The sequence below is a fragment of the Bradyrhizobium sp. genome (assembly GCF_049691595.1).
GTDB lineage: Bacteria > Pseudomonadota > Alphaproteobacteria > Rhizobiales > Xanthobacteraceae > Bradyrhizobium.
This window is the reverse complement of sequence record NZ_JBAVNZ010000511.1, coordinates 1-1,582: the sequence shown is the minus strand read 5'-3', so window position 1 is coordinate 1,582 and position 1,582 is coordinate 1. Positions and strand designations below refer to the sequence as shown.

Annotated in this window: 1 protein-coding gene; it reads left to right on the top strand. The window is 68.6% G+C overall.

The window, feature by feature from the left end; genetic code table 11:
• Positions 1–1,582, top strand: a 1,582-nt coding sequence (mutS, locus tag WCE35_RS21100) for a DNA mismatch repair protein MutS (RefSeq protein WP_424595255.1), incomplete at both ends; no start/stop codon positions are given.

The window sequence follows — 1,582 nt, the reverse complement described above, 5'->3', positions numbered from 1 at the left end:
GCTGTCGGTCGGCCGCGGCGGCCCGCGCGATCTCGCCGGATTGCGCGACGGCATTCTGGCGGCGGATCAAGCGCTGGCGCGGCTCGGCCGGCTCGACGATCCGCCACACGAGATCGCGGCGGTCACGGACGCCTTGCGCCGTCCCTCGCGCGATCTGGCGCGCGAATTCGAGCGTGCATTGGCCGAGCAACTGCCTTTGGTGAAACGCGACGGCGGTTTCGTGCGCGAAGGCTATGAGGCCGCGCTCGACGAGAGCCGCAATCTGCGCGACGCCTCGCGGCAGGTGGTCGCCGCGATGCAGGCGCGCTACGCCGACGCGACCGCCATCAAGGGCTTGAAAATCCGGCACAACAACGTGCTCGGCTATTTCGTCGAGGTCACCGCCCAGCACGGCGAAAAATTGCTGGCGCCGCCGTTGAACGCGACCTTCATCCATCGCCAGACGCTGGCCGGGCAAATCCGCTTCACCACGTCAGAACTCGGCGAGATCGAGGCCAGGATCGCCAATGCCGGCGACCGCGCGCTCGGGCTGGAGCTGGAAATCTTCGAGCGGCTCTGCGCCATGGCGCTCGCCGCCAGCGACGATCTCCGCGCCGCGGCGCATGGCTTTGCGCTGCTCGATGTTGCGACCGCGCTGGCGAAATTAGCCGTCGATGACAATTACGTGCGGCCCGAGGTCGACGGCTCGCTCGGCTTCGCGATCGAGGCCGGCCGCCATCCCGTGGTCGAGCAGGCGCTGAAGCGCGACGGGGCGCCGTTCATCGCCAACGCCTGCGACCTCTCGCCGGTACCCCCACCTTACCCTCCCGCGCAAGCGGGGGAAGGTAGGGTGGGGGCAGGCCAGATCTGGCTGATCACCGGCCCCAACATGGCGGGCAAATCGACCTTTCTGCGCCAGAACGCGCTGATCGCGCTAATGGCGCAGATCGGAAGCTACGTGCCGGCAGCGCGGGCGCGGATCGGGGTCGTCGACCGGCTGTTCTCGCGCGTCGGCGCCGCCGACGATCTGGCGCGCGGCCGCTCCACCTTCATGGTCGAGATGGTGGAAACCGCCGTGATCCTCAACCAGGCCAGCGAGCGCTCACTGGTGATTTTGGACGAGATCGGCCGCGGCACCGCGACCTTCGACGGGTTGTCGATCGCCTGGGCCGCGATCGAGCATCTGCATGAGAGCAACCGCTGCCGCGCGCTGTTCGCCACGCATTACCACGAACTCACCGCGCTCTCCGCCAAACTGCCGCGGATGTTCAATGCCACCGTGCGGGTCAAGGAATGGCAGGGCGACGTCGTGTTCCTGCATGAAGTGCTGCCGGGCTCGGCCGACCGTTCCTACGGCATCCAGGTCGCCAAACTCGCTGGTCTTCCCGCGCCGGTCATCGCGCGCGCCAAGTCGGTGCTGGCGAAACTGGAGGCGCAGGACCGCGGCCAGACCGCCCGCGCCTTGGCCGACGATTTGCCGCTGTTCGCAGTCCCCTCCCGCGCTGCCGCCGAGCCGGCGCCGCCGAGCGAAGCCGAACAATTGCTAGAAGCCGTCAAGGCCCTGCACCCCGACGAGATGTCGCCGCGCGAGGCGCTGGAGGCG